Source organism: Terriglobales bacterium (assembly GCA_035651995.1).
GTDB lineage: Bacteria > Acidobacteriota > Terriglobia > Terriglobales > Acidobacteriaceae > DASRER01.
In genome coordinates this window covers 66,421-87,121 of sequence record DASRER010000035.1, presented here as the reverse complement: position 1 = coordinate 87,121, position 20,701 = coordinate 66,421, and the positions used below count along the sequence as shown (strand labels likewise).

Below are 20,701 nucleotides of genomic sequence, written 5' to 3'. Positions count from 1 at the left end.
CTCGATTTTCCAGCGCCGCCGATAGCGCCGCAGCTTGCGTCCGTCCTGTCGCCACCAGCGCTGCCGGTTGCGGCGGTGGGGGACCAGCAGCTCGATACCGCGCCGGTGCAGCCGTTCGCGCAGCGGATTGGAGTCGTAGGCGCGGTCGGCGATGATGCGCTGGGGCTTCTGCCGGGGCCGGCCGCGTCCCCAACACGGGACCCTCACCTGCGCCAGCGTCGACTCCGCCAGCGTGACCTCTGCCGGCGAAGCGCTCGTGAGTTGCGCTCCCAGAGGAATGCCCTGGCCATCGACCAGTACCATGAGCTTTGTCCCCTTCCCGCGCTTGGTTTTGCCCACTCCGTCGCCCCTTTTTTCGCCGCCACGAAGCTGCCGTCGAGGAAGGTCTCGTCCCACTGCAGCAGTTCGTGGTGGTTCAGCGCCGCCAGCAGTTGCTGCCAGGCTTCGACCCAGATGCCCTCGTCTTCCCACTGCCGCAGCCGCCGCCAGCACGTCACGCCGCTGGGATACGAGGGCGGCAGGTCGCGCCAGCGAGCGCCGGTTTTCAGCACCCAGAGAATGCCCTCGACGCAGGCGCGATTGGAGGCCCAAGGGCGTCCGCGGCCGTCTCGTCGTCGTTTGGGTTGCGGGAAAAAATGCTCGATCAGCTCCCACTGCCGGTCGGTGAGCCGCATGACGAGAGCTTCGCCCATGGCGGCCCCGCCGCGTAAGTGCCTGATTCGAGCCGGAATCTATTTATGAAACCAGCTCTAGGGTTCGCTACTTGCCGACGGTCGATCGCCAGGTAATGAATGTGGGCATTGACAGTGCTCGCAAAGTAATTGCTATCCGATCAAAGGGCCACGGCTGGAACAGCTGGCTACAAGTACGGGAAGACGTACAAATGGCAACCTTGAATCAGAAGTAGCCATAGGGAGCACCGTTCGGGTGCTGCTAGAATCTGGCGCAATGCCCTCACGCGACTGGATCGCCGAGTATGCCGAATCGCATCAGAACCCGGTGAATCGCGCCTGCCACACCGTCGGCATTCCGCTGATTGTGGTCTCGTTGCTGGTCGCGCTTTCCGGGTTTGCTTTGGCGTCTCCATGGAATGCCCGCGCCTGGTGGACGGCGCTCGGGTTGTTCGTCGTGGGCTGGATCTTCCAGTTCGTCGGGCACGCCTTCGAGCACAAGCCGCCGGAGTTCCTCCGCGATCCGCGCTTTCTCTTCGTCGGCCTGCGCTGGTGGTTCGCCAAGCTCCGGGGAAGGGCCTAGACCGTTTTCACCGCAGAGATCGCGGAGACCGCCGGGCAGAAGCACATCACACCATCGCACCTCTCGCGGACCCGTTGCGCCGCTCGCGTAGTCGTCTTGCCTTGATTCCTCTGCGTTCTCTGCGATCTTTGCGTGAAAGCCTTTCGCTTATAATCCAGCGGCTCACGTTGTTGTCCGCTGGAGGTTGTATGCGTTCCGTCCGCCGGTTCCTGCCGCTGCTCTGCGTCGTTTGCTTCTTCGGTGCGTCTGCTCCGGCACAGAAGCATGTTCCCTCGTTCGACGAGGCGCTCTCGCTCAAGCGCGTGGCCGCGCCTCGCATCTCGCCCGACGGCCGCTACGTCGTGTACTCGCTGACCGAGACCAACTGGAAGGACAACGAGTACATCACGCGTCTTTGGCTGGCCGACACCAAGACCGGCCGTTCGTTCCAGCTCACGCGCGGCGGCAAAAGCACGGGCAACGCGCAGTGGTCGCCCGACGGGCGCTGGATCGCCTTCGCCACCGAGCGCGCGGCCGAGCCGGTGATCGAGCCGGAAAAGCCGGACGCCAGGTCAGACGCCAAGCCCAGCGACGCCGCGAAGAAGGACGACGCCAAGGCCGACACCAAGTCCGATGGCAAGCCCGCCGCCCGGCAGATCTGGGTCATCTCGCCGGAAGGCGGCGAGGCCTGGCAGCTCACCAAGTCCGAAGGCGAAATCCAGGCTTGGGCATGGTCGAAGGATTCCACCCGCATCGCCTTCGTCGCCAATCCGCCCAAGGCCAAGCCCGCGAAGGACCGCAAGGACAAGTACGCCGACTTCGAGGTCTACGAGAAGGAGTACGACCAGAACCAGCTCTTCCTGGTGGATGTAGGCGAGGCGCTGGCGCACAACGCGCCGGCGCGCGCCGTGCAGCTCACGCGCGATCCCGACCTGAACGTGAATGACTTCTCCTGGTCGCCTGACTCGACCCGCATCGTGTTCAGCGCCCGCAAGGTGCCGCTGCTGGCCTTCACCGACGACTCGGACATCTATCTGCTCGACCTCGCGGCCGGCAACAAGGTCAGCAAGATCGACGCACTGATCGGCCCCGACGAGTCGCCGGTGTTTTCGCCCGACGGCAAGCAGGTGGCGTTCGAGACGGCGCTCTCGGGCAAGAACTACTACTACCTGAACCACCACATCGCTGTGGTTGACGTGGAGAAGGCGCTGGCGCATCCGCCCGACGACATCGAGCAGGCCACCGACCTCACGGCCGCCTTCGACGAGAACGCCAACATTCTCGACTGGGGGCCGGACGGAATCTACTTCTACGCGCTACAGAAGACGGCGTCGCATGTTTACCGGCTGGACCCGCGCACGCGCGCCATCACGCGGCTCACGCAGAATGACGCCGCTGCGCACGATTCGGCCAGCTTCTCGCGCGACTTCAGGACGATGGCCTTCACCATGTCAGACGCGCAGAACATGCTGGAGATCTACGTCTCACCCGTTGCGAGCTTCGCTCCCAAGCGCCTGACGGCCATGAGCGACCAGATCGCCAACTGGACGCTGGGCACGAACGAAGTTGTTTCATGGAAGAGCGGCGACGGCACTGTGATCGAGGGCATCCTGCATAAGCCCGCCGATTACGACGCGTCGCGCAAGTATCCGCTGCTGTTGGTGATTCATGGCGGACCGGCGGGCGTTTCGCGGCCCACGCTGCAGCCCGCCGATCGCACTTATCCCATTCAGGCCTTTTTGGCGCGCGGTGCTCTGGTGCTGGAGCCGAACTACCGCGGCAGCGCCGGCTACGGACAGCGCTTCCGCTCGCTCAACGTCCGCAACCTCGGCGTGGGCGACATGATGGACGTGATGTCTGGCGTGGATTCACTGATCGCGCGCGGCATCGTGGACCCGGCGAAGCTCGGCGCCATGGGTTGGTCGCAGGGCGGATACATCTCGGCGTTCCTGACGACGCACACCGACCGCTTCAAGGCGATCTCGGTCGGCGCCGGCATCAGTAACTGGGTTACGTACTACGTGAGCACCGACATCACGCCGTTCACGCGTCAATATCTGAAGGCCACGCCGTGGGACGACCCGGAGATCTACGCCAAGACGTCGCCGATGACGACCATCAAGCAGGCCAAGACGCCGACGCTGATCCAGCAGGGCTCGAACGACAAGCGCGTGCCCGTGCCTGACAGCTTCGAACTCTACCGCGGCCTGCAGGACCAGAACGTGCCCTCGCGGCTCATCCTCTACACCGGCTTCGGACACGGCATCACCAAGCCGCGCAGCAACCGCGCCGTGCTGCAGGCGAATTTCGACTGGTTCTCGCATTACTTGTGGAACACAGAGATTCCGCGCAACTCGGCGTTGCTCGGACAAAGCGAGCTGCCGCTCGAAGGCGGCCAGCCGGCGGTGGCGGCGGGAGGCGGGGAGAACAAGTAGCTCGGTGTCCGATCTCCGTGCTGCGACGACGGCAGGCCGGAAGCGTCTCGCGGGAGCGCGGAGCCGCGGATCACGGCGTGAGCAACAGCTTCCCGGTCGTCTTGCGGGCTTGCAGGTCGCGGTGGGCTTGCTGCGCGTCTTCCAGGCGGTAGGTGCGCTCGATGCGCAGCTTGAGTTTGCCATCCGCGACCATGCCGAAAACGGATTCGGCGCGGGCCAGCAGTTCCTCGCGGCTGGCGATGTAGTGGCCCAGTGACGGCCGGGTGAGGAAGAGCGAGCCCTTCTGGCTGAGCAGCATGGGATCGAAGGGCGGCACGGCGCCGCTGGAGCCGCCAAACAGCGCCAGCATGCCGCGGGGCCGCAGTACGCCCAGGCTCTTCTCGAATGTGGTCTTGCCCACCGAGTCGTACACCACATCCACGCCGCGATTGTTGGTTAGACGTTTCGTCTCCGCCTCGAAGTCGGTTTCGGTGTAGAGGATGACGTCGTCGGCGCCGGCATCGCGCGCCAGCCGGGCTTTTTCTTCGGTCGAAACGGTGCCGATCACACGCACACCGATGTTGTGCAGCATCTGGACCAGCAGCAGTCCTACACCACCGGCGGCAGCGTGAACAAGCGCGGTCTGGCCCGGCTGCGCGCGCCAGGTATCGTGGGTGAGGTAGTGGGCGGTCATGCCCTGCAGCATGGCGGCGGCGGCTTCGCGTTCGGTGACGCCCTGCGGGATCGGCACCAGGCGGTCGGCGGGAACCACCGCGTACTCGGCGTAAGAGCCGAGGATGCCCGTCCAGGCCACACGGTCGCCAACCCGGATCCAGGGAGCTTCGGTGCCAGTGCCGGTCACCGTTCCCGCTCCCTCCTGTCCGTTGATGAAGGGCAGGGGCGCCTTGTATCGGCCCTCACGGAAATACACGTCAATGAAATTCACGCCGCTGGCGGCGACCTTCACCACGGCTTCACTCGGCTTGAACTGCGGCATGGGCAGGGTGGCCACCTGCATGGCCTCCGGCCCGCCCGGCTTCCTGACCTGTATCACCTTCATAGGATCTGCATGATTCTGGGGTGTGAAAGGCCGATTCCGCAACCCCTCACAGACGCGCGACAATTCACCCTTGACATATAAGTATTTTCTTATATGATGCCATCGTTGATGACGGCCACCGCGCACTCGACGGACGTCTTCCGGGCCATTGCCGATCCCACACGGCGGTCGCTACTGGCTCTGCTCCACGAAGGCGAACGCCCGGCGACGGAACTGGCGGCGCACTTCCGCATCTCGCAGCCGGCGGTCTCACAGCAGCTGGCCGTTTTGCGCTCGGCACGGCTAGTCAGCGAGCGGCGGCAGGGCAGGCAGAGGCTCTACCGCATCGATGGGGCGCCGTTGCGCGAGGTGGCGGACTGGCTGGCGTTCTACGAGCGATTCTGGCGCGGCCGGCTCGACCGCCTTGGACGCTACCTCGATCGCATGGCGGCCAGTGAGACATCAGCCGCCGCGAGACCGGCGCGGCGTGTAGGTGCGAAACGGCCCAGGGGGCATTCGGGAAGGAAGGCATGAAGCGCGATCTGAAGTTTGAAGTCGAGTATCCGCATCCGCCGGAACGTGTCTGGCGCGCGCTGACCGACTCCGGGGCGATCACCGAGTGGCTCATGACGAACAATTTCGAGCCGCGCGTAGGACATCGCTTCCAGTTTCGCGCCAAGCCGATGCCGGGATGGAACGGCATCGTGGACTGCCAGGTGCGCGAACTCGATCCGCCACGCCGCCTCTCCTATACCTGGAAGAGCAACGCGATCGATACGGTCGTAGTCTGGACACTCACGCCCACTGCCGCGGGAACCAACGTGCGTTTGGAGCACAGCGGCTTTGAGGGCATCAAGGCGGTGCTGGTGAGCATGATGATGAAGAGCGGATGGGGTGGCGACATCCTCAACAAGTATCTGCCGCTCGTGCTGGCCAACATGGCGCAGCAGGGCCAGGCCTGGCGGAGCAGCGGCGTCTCGATGCACGGCAACAGTCCGAAATAGAACCCGAAGCCAGTCAAACAGAGGAGGGAAACAATGAAACGCATCACGATTGCGGCCCTGCTTTGGATGCTCCTGTTCTTCAACGCCGGGTCGGCCATGGCCCAAACGGCCAAGCCGGCGCCCGCCGGCGAGATTGCCGGCATCAGCCGGCTGCACTTTGTCACGCTGGTGGTGCCGAACCTGGACGAGGCCCTGGCCTTCTACGTCGGCAAACTGGGCTTCGACAAGGTCCAGGACCAGAAGTACGGTCCCGCGCCTGGGCAACGATGGGTGGTGGTAGCGCCCAAAGGGCAAAAAGACATTGGGATCGTGCTCGACCTGCCGGAGAGCGGCAATGGGGAAGGGAACATGACCAACCATTCCGATCGCATCGGAAAAGAAGTGAGCTGGGTCTTCAGCACTGCCGACTGTGTTAAAACCTACGAAGTCTTGCGCTCGCGTGGCGTGAAATTCGTGCGCGCGCCCGAAGTCCGTCCCTGGGGTACGCAAGCAATCTTCGAAGACCCGTACGGCAACCAGTACGTGCTCGAGGGGCCGGGTGCGAAGGCGGCGAAAGGCTCCTCGCTGTGAGTGCGGCGATGGTGGAAACGATGAGTGCCCAGAACCAGAAGACGTTCAAAGCGAAGCTGGAAGCGGTTGGCCCAGGCGGCAGCTGGGTGATCATGCGCGTTCCCTTCAGGGTGGAGGAGGTGTGGGGAACAAAGGCGCGCATGTCAGTGAAGGGCACCATCAACGGCTACGCCTTCCGCTCGTCGATTTTTCCCGACGGCAACGGCGGGCACACGATGATGGTCAACAAGCAGATGCAGGCGGGCGCCAAGGTTCAGCCGGGGAGTTCAGCCACATTCACGCTGGCTCCCGATTCCGGGCCGCGCGTCGTCAAGGTCCCGCCCGACCTGAAGAAGGCGCTCGCGGCAAATGAGAAGGCAAAATCGCAGTTTGCTGAATTCTCCTACTCGCAGCGCAAGGCCTACGTTGACTGTATCGAGAGCGCCAAGCGCGCCGAGACCCGCGTGAAGCGCATCCGCAAAGCTGTCGCCATGATCGCCGCGGGGAAGAAGATGATGTAGGACTCACCACGGATGAACACGGATAACACGGACTTGGCCCATTCTGATCGGTGTCATCCGTCGTGAATCCGTGGCAGGTAGTTTCTGTGCCGACCGAGAGGAAGTTCCGCGCCACGCTCGAGCGCATGCCCGGCAATCTGGGCTGGGTCATCATTCACGTGCCGTTCGACGCGGCGAAAATCTGGGGCAAGCGCGGACAGATCCGAGTCCGAGGCAGCGTCAACGGCTTCGCCTTCCGCACCTCGCTGTTTCCTACCGGCCGCGGCACGCATTACATGGTGGTCAACAAGCAGATGCAGAGGGGCGGACGCGCCCTGCCCGGCGCCACGGCCGAGTTCCGCATGGAGCCCGATACCGAAGAGCGCATGGTGACCGTGCCACTAGAGTTGCGGCGCGCGCTCGACCAGGACAAGCGCCTGCGCAAGTTCTTCGACACGCTCAGTCCCTCGACACGCCGTGACCTCATCCGGGTGATCAGCGAGGCCAAGCATGAGGAAACGCGCGCGCGCCGCTCTGAGCAGATGGCCGAGCGGCTGATGCAGGTGATGGAGGCCGAGCGCGAACCGCCTCCGGTTCTGCAAGCCGCGATGGCGCGCAACGCGAAAGCACGGCGTGGCTGGGAGCTGATGCCGCGCTCACAAAAACGCTTTCACCTGTTCGGACTCTTCGGCTACAAAACGCCGGAGGCGCGCGCCCGCCGCCTGGCCAAGTGCGTCGAGGTGATGCTGGACTACGCCGAAGGACGCGGGGCGCAGAAGAAGCAGACGCGGAACAGCACTATGGAAGAGAGCGCAGACGGCGAACAGTCGCGGCCACGTCGCCATTCTGAAACAACCTGATTCCCGCCACACCCGCGGCGCCGGCGCGCAGGCAGCCGGCGGCGTTCTCCGTGCTGACGGTGCCGAGGGCCAAAACTGGCATGCCTCCAACAGACGCCGAGCAGGCGGCGCGCAGCGCGCTGAGGCCGGCAGGCGCCACCTGCTCGTGCGCAGCGTCTGGTCCTTTGCCGAACACGGGTCCGAAGACGGCGAAGTCAGCGCCCTCCGAGGCCGCCAACGCGACCTCGCTCGACGCGTGGCACGAAGCCGCGACAATGGGAGACGACATGCCGGCGCGGACGAGCAGGGCGCGCGCGTCGGCTGCCGAGATGTCTTGCGCACCGGCGCGCAGGTGCACGCCATTCGCGCCGGCGGCGAGCGCCACATCGCAGCGCGAGTTGATGAGCAGGCGCGCGCTCGACGAAGCACCGCGAATTGCCTGGATGGCAGCGCGCGCCAGCTGTTCCAGCTCGCGAGCGCTCAGGTCCTTTTCGCGCAGTTGGATGTAATCCACTCCCGCGCCGGCAGCTGCGGCGATTCGCTCCAACAGCCGGGCGCGGCGGGCCGCCTCGTCGCCGGGAAACTGTGTACGGTCGGTGATGTAGTAGAGCAGCAAAGTTGCGAATGCCAATCGGGATTCACTGCCCCGTCTTGACTCGCTCGACGTGCGGTGTTGCGACCGCAGGCACGGGTTGGTCGTAGCGTCCGGCCAGGTCGTGCATCCGCACCTTGAGGACCTCGACGACCATGCGCATGCCGTCGCGGAAAAAGCTGATCTTGGTGCGGCGATCGTGGGCCCACCGGACCGCGACTTCGTCGGTGCGCAGTCCGAGCTTGCGGGCGAGAAAAAGCACTTCAGGATCGAAGCCCCAGCGCTCCACCAGTTGGCGCGGAAAGATGGCCTGCGCGGCGCCGCGCTTGAATGCCTTGAAGCCACACTGCGTGTCTTTAAAAGACAGCCCCAGGACCGTTCTGAGAAAAAAATTGAATGCGCGCCCGAAGATTTGACGGTACCAGGGCTGACGCAGGGTTTGCAGTTCGCGTTGCAGCCAGCGCGAGCCGATGGCGATGTCGGCGCCGGAGTTCAGCGCGGCGAAAAGGCGTGGCGCTTCCTCGATGGGGGATGAGAGATCGGCGTCTGTGAACAGCAGCAGGTCGCCGGCGGCGTTGAGCATGCCGTTGCGCACGGTGTAGCCCTTGCCGCGATTGCCGGGGTTCTCGATGAGTCGCACGGCGGGATTGCGCGCGGCGGCCTCGCGCACCAGGGCGGCGGTGTTGTCGCGCGAGCCGTCGTTGACCACCACGCATTCGGCGTCCCAGCGCTGCTCGGCGGCGTAGTCCAGCACACGCTGCAGGGTGGCGCCGATGCGCTGTCCTTCGTTATATGCCGGAATGACGATGCTGATGGCTGGCATCTGCTAGTTAGAGCCGCGAATTGCAGGCAGTGTTGCTGTGCAAAAGCCCGTGGCAACTCTATAGGAGCGCAACTCAGCGGTAAAGCGGCTGGTGCGTGTCAAGCAGCCTGGCGCTGCTCGGAGACCATGCCGAGGAAGGAGGCCACCAGGTCGGGATCCCACAAACCGCTGGCGGCTTCGCCGCGCATGGTGCGCTCGGACTCGGAGTGGGAAAGCGCCGGCTTGTAGGGGCGGGCGGTGCGGAGGGCGTCGTAAACATCCACTACCTGCAGGACCCGGGCCAGGAACGGGATTTCCTCGCCGCGCAGTGCATCGGGATAGCCGGTGCCGTTCCAGTGCTCGTGGTGGTGGCGGATGATGGGCAGCACGTTGCGCAGCGACTTCAGCGGCTGGCAGATGCTTTCGCCGGTGACGGGATGCTGCTTCATGATCTGCCACTCTTCCGGACTCAGGTTCTTTCCCTTGCGAAGAATTTCATCGGGAATGACGATCTTGCCCAGGTCGTGGAGAATGCTGCCGCGGTGCAGCGCGGTGAGCGAGTCTTCGTCGAGGCCCAGGCGGCGGCCCAGGTCCACGCTATACCGCGAGAGCCGCTCGCAGTGGCCTTCGGTGTATGGATCGCGCGCCTCCACGCTGCGCGCCAGGGTGAAGAGCACGGACTCGACGTTTTCCAGCTCGTCGGTGTAGTCCTTCAGGCGAAGCAGCGACTCGGCGCGCGCAAACAGTTCTTCGGGGACGATGGGCTTGCTCAGGAATTCGTCGGCGCCGGCCTGAATGCCGCGGATGCGGTCTTCGCGGCTGGTCAGTCCGGTGATCATCACCACGGGAACCAGGCGCGTGGTGGGGTCGCTCTTCAGCTTGCGGCAGAGATCGTATCCGGAGCGCCCCGGCATGATCACGTCGAGCAGGATAAGGTCAGGCTGCTGGACGCGAATGGCAGCTTCCGCCTCGTCGGCATTGGCGGCCGTCACCACATCGTAGCCGCGCACCGTCAGCAACTCGCGCATCAGGTCGCGATTTCCTTCGCTGTCCTCCACCAGCAGAATGCGCCGGGCGCGCTTCCGCGAAGCCTGCGATTGGGGCATGAATTTAGGAAGCGAGCACAATCCGGTTGGTTGCATGGTGCTGGGGCCACGGCCTCGGGCTGGTTCAGAACAGGGAAAGCCCGCATCCGCACACTGGCGGAAGCAGGCTGCATGCCCGCGAGCGCCGGAACCGGGTTACTTATTCACCTGTACTTCCTGGCGCGCGCCAAGCGCCGCGTTGCTGCCAGCGCTCAGGCGCGGGCGCACTCGTGGCTCGCGGGCTCCCGGCGCTCGCGTTCGCGGCGTTCGCGTTCGCGACGGTTTTCGGCGCGATCACGCCAGATGCGGCGGTCGCGGTCACGGTCACGATGGTTCACCCAGGTCGAATGGCAGCCTTGCTTCTTTGCCTGTCCCGGAGGCAGGTCGCAGTTGCCCCATCCGGTCTTGCGCCCGTGCCTCCAGCCCGGAGGTGTTCCCGAGTTGGCATGGCGGAAGTGATCGTCGCGATCATGGTCGCGGCGCCAGCGATCGTCGCGGTCGTGATCCCGGTCGTGCTTCTCGAATTTGTCCTTGCCGTGGCCTTGCCCGTGGTCCTTGGCGAAAGCCGGGGCCGAGCAAAGTGCCGCAGCGGTCCCGATGGCAAGCAGCAGACGAGTGATGCACTTCATCGCTTTTCTCCTCAGCAACGCCCTACCTGGATGCACGGCTTCAACCAGAGCTGCCCGCTGGCAAGTCAAATGGAATGAGTTGGTTACGTGATGGCGTCGGTTGGGAACAGGAGGAAAATCGGGCGTCCAGCGAGCAGTTCTTACACGCGGTTACCAAGGACTATGGCCGGGCTGATTTACGCCGCTCGCGCGTGCTCATAGGCGTGCGCCAGGCGGAGCACGGTGGCCTCGTCGAAGTGGCGGCCGAGGATTTGCAGCCCGATGGGCAGGCCCTCGCGCGAGTTGCCGCACGGCACTGAAATGCCGGGAACGCCGGCGAGGTCGGCAGTCACGGTGTAGATGTCGGCGAGATACATGGCCAGCGGATCGTCGGATTTTTCGCCGAGCTTGAACGCGGGTGTGGGCGATGTGGGCGTAACGATGGCGTCCACTTTGGTGAACGCATCTTCGAAGTCTTTTGTGAGCAGCGTGCGCACGCGCTGCGCCTTCAGGTAGTACGCGTCGTAGTAACCGGCGCTGAGCGCGTAGGTGCCGAGCATGATGCGGCGCTTCACCTCGGGGCCGAAGCCTTCGTCGCGGCTGCGGCGATACATCTCGCTCAGCGTGCGCGCCCCGCGCGAGCGATGGCCGTAGCGCACGCCGTCGTAGCGCGCCAAATTCGATGACGCTTCGGCCGTCGCCACCACGTAGTACGTGGGAATGGCGTACTTGGTGTGCGGCATGGAAATCGGCACAACCTCGCAGCCGGCGGACGCCAGCTTCTGGATCGCGGCTTCGACCGAAGCGCGAACCTCCGGGTCGAGACCATCGCCGAAATACTCGCGCGGAACGCCGAGCCTGAGCCCGCGCACCGGCTCGCCGATGGCGGCTTCGTAATCGGGCACAGGAACGTTGGCGGAGGTGGAATCGAGCGGATCGCGTCCCGCCATGTGGCGCAGCAAAATCGCCGCGTCTTTCGCTGACTTGGTGAGCGGGCCAATGTGGTCGAGCGACGAGCCGAACGCGATCAGGCCGTAGCGCGACACGCGGCCGTAAGTCGGCATGAGGCCGACGACGCCGCAGAACGATGCCGGCTGGCGGATGGAGCCGCCCGTATCGGAACCGAGCGCGGCAACGGCGGTTCCGGCGGCGACGGCCGCCGCCGATCCGCCCGACGATCCGCCGGGAACGCGCGACTTGTCACGCGGATTGCGCACCGGGCCGTAGGCCGAGTTCTCGTTCGACGAGCCCATGGCAAACTCGTCGCAGTTCGTCTTGCCCAGCACAACGGCGCCGGCAGCTTCCAGGCGCGCCACCGCGGTGCAGTCGTAGGGCGAAACGTAGTTTTCCAGGATCTTCGAACCCGCTGTGGCGCGGACGCCGCGCATCACCATCACGTCTTTCACCGCGATGGGAACACCGGCCAGCGGCGGCAAGGCGTCGCCTTTTTTGGCCGCGGCATCGATCTCGCCGGCTTTCTGCAATGCGCGCTCGCGGCACAGGTGCAGATAAGCGTGAATGTCGGCGTCGTCGCTGGCGATCTTTGTATAGAAGTTTTCGGCGAGCGCGGTGGCGGTGACCTGCCGCTCCTGGACGGCGGTGCGCGTGGATGCGACGGTGAGCAGCCCCAGGTCCATGGTCAGCGCTCGATCACCTTGGGGACTTTGAAGAACGTTCCGTCGGACTCGGGCGCGTTCTTCAGCGCGGCTTCGCGCGGCAGCGACGGCCGGACTTCATCGGGACGCATGGCGTAGAGGAAGCGCGCGCTGCCGGTCTTTGCCGGATCGACGCCGAAGCGGTCGCAAATTTGCGCCATGGGCGGCACGTTCGCCGTGTCGAGCTCGTTGAGCATGTCGATGTGCTCAAGAATCTGGTTCAGGTCGCGCACCATGCGCGCGCGCTCGGCATCGGTCAGCTCCAGGTTGGCCAGGTCGGCGACGTAGAGCACGTCTTTTTCTGTGACTTTCATGCTGGCGGCCTTCTCGATCCTCCGACCACGACGAACTCAATGCGCGTGACGCGTTCGCCGAGCATCTGGCGCAGCGCCGCCAGGTACTGCGGCTCGAGCGACTTCAGTTCGGCGCGCCAGGCAGCGTCGGGCACTTCGACCGTGAGCACGGGCGTGGCGAATGCCGTGGCACGCGTCCGCTCAGCGACGCTCGATCCGCACACCAGCCGCCAGGCCAACAGCGGCGCCTCCGCCTCGCCCGCCTGCCTCAGCAGGTCGAGAGCGATCTTGTGCAGGGCTGGACGCGCCGGCTCCATCGCGATTGAACATCGGGTCATCGGGTCATTGATCATTGAACCGACAATCAGGGCCCAGTGGTCAATAACCCGATGACCCGATGTTCAATCTTAGCATTCGCGCTGTGCGGCCAGCGGGAACTGGCGCGCGACGAACTGCATGGCTTCGTCCCGCGACGCAAGACGCCCTTCGAGCTGCTGGTCTTCGACGGCGGCAAGGATTTCCTTGAACAGCGGCCCGGGCGCATAGCCGGCCGCGATCAGGTCGCTGCCGGTGATGAGCGGCGCCGGCCGGATCGCCTCGGGCGGCATTTCGGCCAATCGGTGACGTGTGAAATTGTAGCGGTCCAGGTCGCGATGGCTGGCCATGCAGTCGAGCCGATGGAGTTCCATGTGCTCGTCGAAGCGCGGCAGGCGGACAAAGCGCTTGAAGGTCGAGTCCTTCATCTGCTCCACGTCGGCAAAGCGCATGTGGTTGCCGACGAGCGCCACCACCTGGTCGGTTTCGTGGGTCGAGAGCCGCAGCCGGCGGCAGATTTCCTGCGCCATCTTCATTCCGACCTCCACGTGGCCGTCGAAGCGGATGCGGTCGGGGGCGCGGCGGAAGGTGGGCGGCTTGCCCACGTCGTGCAGCAAAGCGCCGAGCGCGAGCGTGGCGGAAGCCCCGGCCTGAAGACCATCGAGCAGTAGCAGCGTGTGCACCCACACATCGCCCTCGGGATGAAACTGAGGCGGCTGCTCCACGCCCTTCATCGCCGCAATCTCGGGCAGGACTTCCTTGAGCAGGCCGGTCTGGTCGAGCAGCTCGAAGGCGTGGCGCGCGTGGCCTTCGGTCAGCATCTTGAGCAGCTCGTCGCGCACGCGCTCGTGCGAAACCTGGTGGATTTGCGGAGCGAGTTCCTTGATGGCCGCCAGCGTTTTGGGCTCGATCCAGTAGTCGAAGCGCGCAGCGAAGCGCACGGCGCGCAGCATGCGCAGCTTGTCTTCAGCGAAGCGCCGGTGCGGATCGCCAATGGCGCGGATGATGCCGCGCTCCAGGTCGCGGCGTCCGCCCACGTAGTCGAGCAGCTGGTTGTTGAGCGGATCGAGCAGCAGGGCGTTGATGGTGAAGTCGCGGCGCTGCGCGTCCTCTTCGGCGCTGCGGCTGAAGCGCACCTGGTCGGGATGGCGCCCGTCAGAGTAGCCGATGTCACTGCGAAACGTGGCGACCTCGACCGAGTGACGGTGCCCGGAGCCGGGATGCTCGTCGGGGACCGCGGCGAGCTGCTCCTCGGTCGCGCGCGGCAGCGGGACGAGCACCACACCGAACTGCGCGCCGACGGCGAATGTGTCGGGGAAGATGCGCATGACTTCATCCGGCGTGGCGTCAGTGGCCACGTCGTAGTCGGCGGGCTCGCGCCCGAGCTGGAGGTCGCGCACACATCCGCCCACCAGGTACGCCTGGTGCCCGCGGTCGTGGAGCGCGCGGACAATATCGGTGGCGAACTGTTTTGCGGTCATGCCAAGAACGAATTTACGGCCGAGACGCTGAGACGCGGAGGAAAGCGATCAAATCTCGGTTTCTCCGCGCCTCCGCGGTTGATCCTCTATAGTAATGGGAGAGATGTCCGACACTTACATTCTCGGCATCGAAAGCTCCTGCGACGAAACCGCGGCGGCCGTGGTGCGCGCGGGCGAGCAGGTGATTTCGAACGTGGTGTCGTCGCAGGTGGCCTTGCATCAGCCGTTCGGCGGCGTGGTGCCGGAGCTGGCCTCGCGTGAGCACCTGCGCAACATCGTGCCGGTTGTGCGCCAGGCGCTGGAGCAGGCCGGGAAGACGTACGAGACGGTGGACGCGATCGCGGTCACGCAGGGCCCGGGCCTGGCGGGGGCGCTGCTGGTGGGTGTCAGCTTTGCCAAGGCGCTGGCGTATGCGACCGGCAAGCCGCTGATCGCGGTGAACCACCTTGAAGGACACATCCACGCGGTGCTTCTCGAGCAGCGGCAAAAAGGCGGCGAGGAATTCGAGTTTCCGGTGCTGGCGCTGGTCGTATCGGGCGGGCACACACATCTTTATTTGGCCGACGCAAAGTCAGAATCCCCACTCAGGCCAGAAGAAGGCTTGAGTGGGGCGCCCAAGTCGTCGCCCATCTGGTCTTACCGCAACATCGGGCGCACGCGCGACGACGCCGCCGGGGAGGCCTTTGACAAGGTGGCCAAACTCCTGGCGCTCGGCTATCCTGGCGGGCCGATCATTGACAAGCTGGCCCGGCACGGCGATCCCGCGGCGGTGAAGTTCGGACCGGCGCAGATCAAGCATCGTGACCGGGCCGCGCGCGAGAAGCGCTCCGCGGACACGACTTTCGACTTTTCCTTCAGCGGGATCAAGACGGCGGTGCTGCGATACGTGGAGACGCACGGCATGCGACCGGCGATTGAAGCCCGTCGCAAAGCGCTGGCCGGCCAAGTGAAACCGAAGTTTGAAGACGTGCTCGCCGCCTGCGATCACGCGACGCTTGATCTGGTGGCGTCTTTTCAGCGGGCTGTGGTGGAGGACCTGGTGAGCAAAACTCTGGCCGCTGCCGCCGAAAACAACGCCGCGTCGCTGTTCGTGACCGGCGGCGTCGCCGCCAACAGCGAACTGCGCCAGCGGTTCGAGCAAGAGGCCCCGCAGCAGGGGCTGGCAGTAGCGTTTCCGTCGCTGCGGCTCTCCACCGACAACGCCGCCATGATCGCCGCGGCGGCTTATCCGAAGTTTGTTGCAAAGGACTTCGCGCCGGCCGACTTCTCGGCCGAGGCGGGAATGGCCCTGGGATTCCGCTGATTCGCGTCCCGTTTTAAGAACGTCATCCCTCGCGTAGCGAGGGACCTGTTCATCGGCCGGCACTGATGCGACCGGTCGCGCCAGCGTGTGCGGCCCGCACGACCTGCCTTGGTCGCGCCGGCATTGTGCTCAGATCCCTCGCGCGCAAAGAACGCGCGCTTCGGGATGACAGTCTCAAATGGTTGGGCGAAGGAGAAACGGAGAGGAGAGTTAGTTCCCGGTCCGCTTCGCCGCCAGCGAGGTCACCGCGTGCTGCAGCTGCGTCTCAATGTCAATGTCTTTGAAGATGGTGTAGTGCGCCCGGCATTGCGCGCCCATGCTGAGAGCGCTCCGCTTGCCCGCCAGGATCACGATGGGAATGTCGGCGGTATGGGGCTGGCTGCGCAGCTTGAAGATCAGCTCCGGCCCGGTCATTTGCGGCATTTCCATGTCGGTGATGATTACGTCAGGGACGTAGGCCGCCATGGTTTCCAGCGCTTCGGCGCCATTGCAGGCCGCCTCCACCGCGAAGCCGCGCTCTTCCAGCCACCGGCACACGGTGTGCCGGATGAGCATGGAGTCGTCAACCACGAGTGCTTTCATATTCGCCTTGCCACCGCGCCGCTCCCGGGTCCAGGACCCGGGGCAACGCGAATTAGCGAAGTTTTAACACTGGTTACCTTTCGTTCCCAAGCGAGTAATGCGCCCGGACATTACGTTTGTAATGCCTTTTCAGGCCCAATTTGGCCCTTGGCGCACACCCCGGCGGCAGGTAGCGGCGATCGAGGGCTTTGCGCCCGGTTCACGGTGCGAGATGGGAGGTCAGGCTTCGCTGGGACGCGTGTTTTCCTCGATGGCCATGTCCTTGAATTCCGACGCCTCGAAGACTTCGCCGCATTCCTTGCATTCGACGAATTCCGAGTCGCCGTCGCGGGCCACGATTTGCACGCGCGGGTGATGACATTTCTGTTCCATGGGGGTTCCTGGTGCACTCGCAGGAGAGATTTGCGGACGAAACGACGTCATATTCCGGACTGAACCGGAGAGGTAGCGGGAATTGTAGCCCCGGGCGAATGCTTGTCAAGGGCCGGAACAGGCCAAGCCGGGACTTTCCCCGGGAAGGGCGAATGGGCCCGCCGCCACGGTTGACGAAAGGATGTTGATTACCGCAGGCGAGTTGCAGCCGTGGCGCCGCCCGGGGTGGCGGCGGCCGAGTCGAAACCCGGCATGGGGAAGATCCCGGCGCTGCGCGCTTCCGAAATGGCGATGCGAGTGATCTGCGCCGGCTTCAGGCGGGCCATGCCCTGTTCGGCCGTGTCCACGGAGGTCTCGAAGCTGGCACGGCCGATCACCGCGGCGTCCAGGTAGAGGAAGTCGCGCCCCTCCTCCGAGGTGCGGACGCCAACGTAGGCGTGTCCGGGAACGAGAATCACCACCGGATCCATGCCCAGGTTCTCGAACAGCGACGCGTACATCACCGCGCCATCAATGCAGTTGGCCGAAACCTGGCGCAGCGACTCCCACGGCATGCGCACGCGCTCGCTGGTGGCGGTGTGCCGTCCGAAGGTGATCGAGCTCTTCACGTAGGAGACGCCCTTCTTCTGCAGCGCGCGGTAGATGGCGCGGGCCTGCGCGCGGGTGGATTCGGCCTGCTGCGCGGGCGATTTCCAGTTCTCGTATCCGGGCAGGCGGCGGCCCGGCATGAATTCTTTGGCCTTGCTCAGCACGTCTTCCACGCGCGGATCGTGCGGCGTCACCCAGCTGGCGATGAAGCGTGAGTTCTTGAAGCCGTCGCCCCAAAGGATGTCGTCAACCGCGCGCAGACGCACGGGCGCGGTGCCGCTGTAGACCACGTGTCCGCTCATGTCGGTGGCGGTGACCACGGCGGTGGCGGCGGTCAGGTCGCGATTGCGGTAAAACCGTGGCAGGAAGCTGGGCGCGAACAGGTAGGTACGCGTCTCGCCGGCGCTCATCTCGGCGATCTGTATTTCTTCATCGCTCCAGCCGCGAATCTGAACGCTCACGCGGTTGCGAAGCGTGGCCCCGCTGGAGTTGGAGATCTTCACCGCTACCGTGCTCCACGTCCGCTCCTGCGGCGGCTGCAGCGCGGCGTAGTTGGCGAACACTGGATAAACCTCGCCATCCACGCCGACCTCAATGCTGTACACGGCTTGTGGCTGTCGCGTTGGGGCGGGCGGTGTGGCGCGGGGACGCTCGGTGTCTGGCGTGGCGCTGTCGGCTCCGCCCGAGGCGGTGGCCGTCAGGGCGAGCGTCAGCAGCAACAGGAAGGCAGCGGGATGACGGAGCCATCTCCACGAAGCGGGCACACTGGGATGATTGGCTCGTTTGGTGAGTATCACAATCCAGTGTTTGCCTTAGTTCAATTGCATTGGGAAGTGACACGGAAAGAACCACTTTTCGACCATGTGCCGCCCGGTGCTCCCCAGAAAATCCGACCGTTTTTGCCTTAAATCGCAAACCATTGAATGGAAGATACTTACCATTAACTGCTGGGATTCTTCGTTGGCTGCGGATGGTTGCGTTGCGACGCGTATTGCATCTATATTAAATATGCGACCAATTCGGTCGGGATTCGTGGTCCCGGCTGAGGCAGCGCCGATGCTGAAGCTCACCAAGAAGGCCGACTACGGGCTCATTGCCATGCGACACCTGGCCGCGCACCGCCGGGGAGCGCACAGCGCCAAAGATCTGGCGGAAGCCTACGGCATCCCTCAGGAGGCGCTGGCCAAGATCCTGCAGAAGCTGGTGAAGGCGGGCCTGCTGATTTCGCAGCACGGCACGCACGGTGGCTACGCGCTGGCGCGCGAGGCGCGCACCATTTCTGCCTTCGAGGTCATCGAGGCGATCGATGGGCCCATGTTCATCGCCTCCTGCTTCGGCACCGACAACGATTGCCTGCAGACCACGCGCTGCACTGTGCGCGAGCCGCTGCGCCGCGTGGGCGACAGCATTCAGGAAGTCCTGACGCGGCTGACGATTTCAGACATGGCCCGCCCTGCGGACGCCGGCGCCGGCTGCTGCGAGAGCGAGACGGCAGCTCCCTCCGAACTGGTGCGGCTGACCTGACGAGTTTTGAAGCGATCTTGCGAGGAGCGAAGACGGACATGAGCAGCAAGGGAATCATTACTGAGACGAAGAGCGGCAACGGCCACGGCAACGGCGATGGAAACGCAAACGCGAACGTGAAGCTGCCCATCTACATGGACAACCACGCCACCACGCCAGTCGATCCGCGCGTGCTGGAGGAGATGCTGCCGTACTTCACCGACCGCTTCGGCAACGCCGCCAGCCGCAACCACTCCTTCGGCTGGATCGCCGAAGAGGCAACCGAAACCGCGCGCGAGCGAATCGCGAGGCTGATCGGCGCGACCACCAAGGAGGTCATCTTCACCTCCGGCGCCACCGAGAGCGACAACCTCGCCATCAAGGGCGTGGCGGAGATGTATCGCGAGAAGGGCAACCACATCATCACCGCCGTTACCGAGCACAAGGCCGTGCTCGATACCTGCAAGCGGCTGGAGAAGTACGGCTACCGCGTGACTTACCTGCCGGTGCAGAAGAACGGCCTTATCGACCTCGACGACCTGAAGCGCGCGATGGACGACAAGACGATTCTCGTCACCATCATGTTCGCCAACAACGAAATTGGCGTGATCCAGCCGGTTGAGGAGATCGGCAAGCTGTGCCATGAGCGCGGCGTGATCTTCCACACCGACGCGACGCAGGCCATCGGCAAAGTGCCCGTCAACGTGATCCAGCAGAACATCGACCTGGCCTCGATCTCGGCGCACAAGATGTACGGTCCCAAGGGCGTGGGCGCACTCTACGTTCGGCGCAAGAATCCCCGCGTGCAGGTGTCGCCTATCATCGATGGCGGCGGGCACGAGCGCGGCATGCGCTCCGGCACGCTGAACGTGCCTGGCATTGTGGGACTCGGCAAGGCCGCGGCGCTGGCGCACGAAGAGATGCCCGAAGAGATGAAGAAGCTCGCCGGCTTGCGCGACCGCCTGAAGGACAAAATCACGGCCGAACTGGACGAGGTGTACATCAACGGCACCCTGGAGCGCCGCCTGCCGGGCAATCTGAACATCAGCTTTGCCTATGTGGAAGGCGAGTCGCTGCTGATGGGCATCAACGACATCGCGGTTTCGAGCGGTTCGGCGTGCACGTCGGCGACGCTGGAGCCCTCATACGTGCTCAAGGCGCTGGGCACGGGCGACGACCTGGCGCACAGCTCCATCCGCTTCGGCATCGGCCGCTTCAACACGCAGGCCGAGGTGGATTACGTGGCCGAGCGCGTGGTGGAAACCGTGAAGCGCCTGCGCGAGCTTTCGCCGCTGTACGAAATGGCCAAGGAAGGCATTGACCTGACCAAGGTGCAGTGGGCGGCAGAGTAGTGAACATCGGGTCATCGGGCCAGTGGGTCATTGGGCCCAAGGAACAATGACCCGGTGACACAGTGATCAATTTGCAGGGCCGCCCTTCGAAGCGAAAGGACAACGAAGAGCATCGAATTTAGAGAGGAAACAAGAACATGGCATACAGCGACAAGGTTCTGGACCACTACACCAATCCGCGCAACGTCGGCTCGCTCGACAAGACGAGCCCCAACGTGGGCACCGGGCTGGTCGGCGCGCCCGAGTGCGGCGACGTGATGAAGCTGCAGATCAAGGTCAATCCCGAGAGCAACATCATCGAGGAAGCCAAGTTCAAGACCTTCGGCTGCGGCTCGGCCATCGCTTCGTCGTCGCTGGCGACTGAGTGGGTGAAGGGCAAGACCGTGGAAGAGGCGCTCGGCATCAAGAACACCGACATTGTGCGCGAGCTGTCGCTTCCCCCGGTGAAGATCCACTGCTCGGTGCTGGCCGAGGACGCGATCCGCGCCGCCATCCACGACTGGAAGAAGAAGCAGGGCTTGGGTGAGCCGGCCGCCGCTCCAGCCACGGCCGAGAAGAGCGCGTAAGCATTCGCGCCGTGGAAAATGCAGCC

General features: G+C 64.5%; 25 protein-coding genes. 11 read left to right on the top strand and 14 right to left on the bottom strand.

Annotation, left to right across the window (positions count from 1 at the left end; genetic code table 11):
• A partial coding sequence (locus VFA60_12670; protein ID HZQ92642.1) for a transposase occupies positions 1-303 on the bottom strand: 303 nt, incomplete at its 3' end.
• Positions 204-692, bottom strand: a complete 489-nt coding sequence (locus tag VFA60_12665; GenBank protein HZQ92641.1) for a transposase — start codon at positions 690-692, stop codon at positions 204-206. The genes VFA60_12665 and VFA60_12670, both read right to left, overlap by 100 nt.
• Before the next feature lie 256 nt (positions 693-948).
• Here VFA60_12665 and VFA60_12660 point away from each other — a divergent pair, with 256 nt between their 5' ends.
• Positions 949-1,254, top strand: a complete 306-nt coding sequence (locus VFA60_12660) for a DUF962 domain-containing protein (GenBank protein ID HZQ92640.1) — start codon at positions 949-951, stop codon at positions 1,252-1,254.
• Positions 1,255-1,442: 188 nt separating this feature from the next.
• Positions 1,443-3,668: a S9 family peptidase gene (locus tag VFA60_12655; protein ID HZQ92639.1), complete on the top strand. Its 2,226-nt coding sequence runs from the start codon at positions 1,443-1,445 to the stop codon at positions 3,666-3,668.
• A 70-nt stretch (positions 3,669-3,738) separates the two neighbouring features.
• On the opposite strand, the gene VFA60_12650 is transcribed toward VFA60_12655, so the two are convergent.
• The gene (locus tag VFA60_12650) at positions 3,739-4,707 is read right to left on the bottom strand and encodes a quinone oxidoreductase (protein HZQ92638.1); all 969 of its coding nucleotides are present in this window, start codon (positions 4,705-4,707) and stop codon (positions 3,739-3,741) included.
• A 93-nt stretch (positions 4,708-4,800) separates the two neighbouring features.
• On the opposite strand from VFA60_12650, the gene VFA60_12645 reads away from it, so the two are divergent.
• The 5 genes from VFA60_12645 (at position 4,801) to VFA60_12625 (ending at position 7,599) form a co-directional block, all read left to right on the top strand.
• A complete protein-coding gene (locus tag VFA60_12645) occupies positions 4,801-5,220 on the top strand; it encodes a metalloregulator ArsR/SmtB family transcription factor (protein ID HZQ92637.1) in 420 nt (139 codons plus the stop codon).
• The gene (locus VFA60_12640; protein HZQ92636.1) at positions 5,217-5,690 is read left to right on the top strand and encodes an SRPBCC domain-containing protein; all 474 of its coding nucleotides are present in this window, start codon (positions 5,217-5,219) and stop codon (positions 5,688-5,690) included. The genes VFA60_12645 and VFA60_12640 overlap by 4 nt, the downstream gene beginning before the upstream one ends.
• 33 nt (positions 5,691-5,723) lie before the next feature.
• Entirely contained in the window at positions 5,724-6,260 is a 537-nt protein-coding gene (locus tag VFA60_12635; GenBank protein ID HZQ92635.1) for a VOC family protein, read from the top strand.
• A 20-nt stretch (positions 6,261-6,280) separates the two neighbouring features.
• Positions 6,281-6,760: a YdeI/OmpD-associated family protein gene (locus tag VFA60_12630; GenBank protein HZQ92634.1), complete on the top strand. Its 480-nt coding sequence runs from the start codon at positions 6,281-6,283 to the stop codon at positions 6,758-6,760.
• Positions 6,761-6,846: 86 nt separating this feature from the next.
• Positions 6,847-7,599 carry a YdeI/OmpD-associated family protein gene (locus tag VFA60_12625; protein HZQ92633.1) on the top strand — a complete coding sequence of 251 codons (753 nt, stop codon included), beginning with the start codon at positions 6,847-6,849 and terminating at the stop codon, positions 7,597-7,599.
• On the opposite strand, the gene VFA60_12620 is transcribed toward VFA60_12625, so the two are convergent.
• The 8 genes from VFA60_12620 to VFA60_12585 all read right to left on the bottom strand — a co-directional run bounded on the left by VFA60_12620 (position 7,538) and on the right by VFA60_12585 (position 14,409).
• Complete coding sequence (locus VFA60_12620; protein ID HZQ92632.1) at positions 7,538-8,209, bottom strand: thiamine phosphate synthase; 672 nt, start codon at positions 8,207-8,209, stop codon at positions 7,538-7,540. The genes VFA60_12625 and VFA60_12620 overlap by 62 nt on opposite strands.
• A gap of 7 nt (positions 8,210-8,216) precedes the next feature.
• Entirely contained in the window at positions 8,217-8,993 is a 777-nt protein-coding gene (locus tag VFA60_12615; protein ID HZQ92631.1) for a dolichyl-phosphate beta-glucosyltransferase, read from the bottom strand.
• Between the two features lie 98 nt (positions 8,994-9,091).
• Complete coding sequence (locus VFA60_12610) at positions 9,092-10,078, bottom strand: HD domain-containing phosphohydrolase (GenBank protein HZQ92630.1); 987 nt, start codon at positions 10,076-10,078, stop codon at positions 9,092-9,094.
• A 191-nt stretch (positions 10,079-10,269) separates the two neighbouring features.
• Positions 10,270-10,686 (bottom strand): hypothetical protein, encoded by a 417-nt coding sequence (locus VFA60_12605; protein HZQ92629.1) that lies wholly within the window; start codon positions 10,684-10,686, stop codon positions 10,270-10,272.
• Between the two features lie 176 nt (positions 10,687-10,862).
• Positions 10,863-12,302, bottom strand: a complete 1,440-nt coding sequence (gatA, locus tag VFA60_12600; GenBank protein HZQ92628.1) for an Asp-tRNA(Asn)/Glu-tRNA(Gln) amidotransferase subunit GatA — start codon at positions 12,300-12,302, stop codon at positions 10,863-10,865.
• 2 nt (positions 12,303-12,304) lie between these two features.
• Complete coding sequence (gene gatC / locus VFA60_12595) at positions 12,305-12,634, bottom strand: Asp-tRNA(Asn)/Glu-tRNA(Gln) amidotransferase subunit GatC (protein ID HZQ92627.1); 330 nt, start codon at positions 12,632-12,634, stop codon at positions 12,305-12,307.
• Entirely contained in the window at positions 12,631-12,951 is a 321-nt protein-coding gene (locus tag VFA60_12590; protein ID HZQ92626.1) for a DUF721 domain-containing protein, read from the bottom strand. Before VFA60_12590 ends, gatC begins: the two co-directional genes overlap by 4 nt.
• A gap of 69 nt (positions 12,952-13,020) precedes the next feature.
• Positions 13,021-14,409 (bottom strand): CCA tRNA nucleotidyltransferase, encoded by a 1,389-nt coding sequence (locus VFA60_12585; protein HZQ92625.1) that lies wholly within the window; start codon positions 14,407-14,409, stop codon positions 13,021-13,023.
• Between the two features lie 103 nt (positions 14,410-14,512).
• Here VFA60_12585 and tsaD point away from each other — a divergent pair, with 103 nt between their 5' ends.
• A complete protein-coding gene (gene tsaD, locus VFA60_12580; protein ID HZQ92624.1) occupies positions 14,513-15,712 on the top strand; it encodes a tRNA (adenosine(37)-N6)-threonylcarbamoyltransferase complex transferase subunit TsaD in 1,200 nt (399 codons plus the stop codon).
• A gap of 210 nt (positions 15,713-15,922) precedes the next feature.
• Here the strand turns inward: tsaD and VFA60_12575 are convergent, their stop codons facing one another.
• The 3 genes from VFA60_12575 to VFA60_12565 all read right to left on the bottom strand — a co-directional run bounded on the left by VFA60_12575 (position 15,923) and on the right by VFA60_12565 (position 17,973).
• A complete protein-coding gene (locus VFA60_12575; protein ID HZQ92623.1) occupies positions 15,923-16,294 on the bottom strand; it encodes a response regulator in 372 nt (123 codons plus the stop codon).
• 219 nt (positions 16,295-16,513) lie between these two features.
• A complete protein-coding gene (locus tag VFA60_12570; protein HZQ92622.1) occupies positions 16,514-16,666 on the bottom strand; it encodes a hypothetical protein in 153 nt (50 codons plus the stop codon).
• 188 nt (positions 16,667-16,854) lie between these two features.
• Positions 16,855-17,973, bottom strand: a complete 1,119-nt coding sequence (locus tag VFA60_12565) for a hypothetical protein (GenBank protein ID HZQ92621.1) — start codon at positions 17,971-17,973, stop codon at positions 16,855-16,857.
• Positions 17,974-18,262: 289 nt separating this feature from the next.
• On the opposite strand from VFA60_12565, the gene VFA60_12560 reads away from it, so the two are divergent.
• The 3 genes from VFA60_12560 to iscU all read left to right on the top strand — a co-directional run bounded on the left by VFA60_12560 (position 18,263) and on the right by iscU (position 20,675).
• Positions 18,263-18,778, top strand: coding sequence for an Rrf2 family transcriptional regulator (locus VFA60_12560; protein ID HZQ92620.1), 516 nt, complete (start codon positions 18,263-18,265; stop codon positions 18,776-18,778).
• Positions 18,779-18,816: 38 nt separating this feature from the next.
• Complete coding sequence (locus VFA60_12555) at positions 18,817-20,109, top strand: IscS subfamily cysteine desulfurase (GenBank protein HZQ92619.1); 1,293 nt, start codon at positions 18,817-18,819, stop codon at positions 20,107-20,109.
• A 137-nt stretch (positions 20,110-20,246) separates the two neighbouring features.
• Positions 20,247-20,675, top strand: a complete 429-nt coding sequence (gene iscU / locus VFA60_12550) for a Fe-S cluster assembly scaffold IscU (GenBank protein ID HZQ92618.1) — start codon at positions 20,247-20,249, stop codon at positions 20,673-20,675.
• Positions 20,676-20,701: the final 26 nt, after the last annotated feature.

Coding starts and splice junctions, on each gene's coding strand:
- VFA60_12665 (HZQ92641.1), bottom strand. CDS start 692: ATGGGCGAAGCTCTCGTCATGCGGCTCACCGACCGGCAGTGGGAGCTG.
- VFA60_12660 (HZQ92640.1), top strand. CDS start 949: ATGCCCTCACGCGACTGGATCGCCGAGTATGCCGAATCGCATCAGAAC.
- VFA60_12655 (HZQ92639.1), top strand. CDS start 1,443: ATGCGTTCCGTCCGCCGGTTCCTGCCGCTGCTCTGCGTCGTTTGCTTC.
- VFA60_12650 (HZQ92638.1), bottom strand. CDS start 4,707: ATGAAGGTGATACAGGTCAGGAAGCCGGGCGGGCCGGAGGCCATGCAG.
- VFA60_12645 (HZQ92637.1), top strand. CDS start 4,801: ATGATGCCATCGTTGATGACGGCCACCGCGCACTCGACGGACGTCTTC.
- VFA60_12640 (HZQ92636.1), top strand. CDS start 5,217: ATGAAGCGCGATCTGAAGTTTGAAGTCGAGTATCCGCATCCGCCGGAA.
- VFA60_12635 (HZQ92635.1), top strand. CDS start 5,724: ATGAAACGCATCACGATTGCGGCCCTGCTTTGGATGCTCCTGTTCTTC.
- VFA60_12630 (HZQ92634.1), top strand. CDS start 6,281: ATGAGTGCCCAGAACCAGAAGACGTTCAAAGCGAAGCTGGAAGCGGTT.
- VFA60_12615 (HZQ92631.1), bottom strand. CDS start 8,993: ATGCCAGCCATCAGCATCGTCATTCCGGCATATAACGAAGGACAGCGC.
- VFA60_12610 (HZQ92630.1), bottom strand. CDS start 10,078: ATGCCCCAATCGCAGGCTTCGCGGAAGCGCGCCCGGCGCATTCTGCTG.
- VFA60_12605 (HZQ92629.1), bottom strand. CDS start 10,686: ATGAAGTGCATCACTCGTCTGCTGCTTGCCATCGGGACCGCTGCGGCA.
- gatA (HZQ92628.1), bottom strand. CDS start 12,302: ATGGACCTGGGGCTGCTCACCGTCGCATCCACGCGCACCGCCGTCCAG.
- gatC (HZQ92627.1), bottom strand. CDS start 12,634: ATGAAAGTCACAGAAAAAGACGTGCTCTACGTCGCCGACCTGGCCAAC.
- VFA60_12590 (HZQ92626.1), bottom strand. CDS start 12,951: ATGACCCGATGTTCAATCGCGATGGAGCCGGCGCGTCCAGCCCTGCAC.
- VFA60_12585 (HZQ92625.1), bottom strand. CDS start 14,409: ATGACCGCAAAACAGTTCGCCACCGATATTGTCCGCGCGCTCCACGAC.
- tsaD (HZQ92624.1), top strand. CDS start 14,513: ATGTCCGACACTTACATTCTCGGCATCGAAAGCTCCTGCGACGAAACC.
- VFA60_12575 (HZQ92623.1), bottom strand. CDS start 16,294: ATGAAAGCACTCGTGGTTGACGACTCCATGCTCATCCGGCACACCGTG.
- VFA60_12570 (HZQ92622.1), bottom strand. CDS start 16,666: ATGGAACAGAAATGTCATCACCCGCGCGTGCAAATCGTGGCCCGCGAC.
- VFA60_12560 (HZQ92620.1), top strand. CDS start 18,263: ATGCGACCAATTCGGTCGGGATTCGTGGTCCCGGCTGAGGCAGCGCCG.
- VFA60_12555 (HZQ92619.1), top strand. CDS start 18,817: ATGAGCAGCAAGGGAATCATTACTGAGACGAAGAGCGGCAACGGCCAC.
- iscU (HZQ92618.1), top strand. CDS start 20,247: ATGGCATACAGCGACAAGGTTCTGGACCACTACACCAATCCGCGCAAC.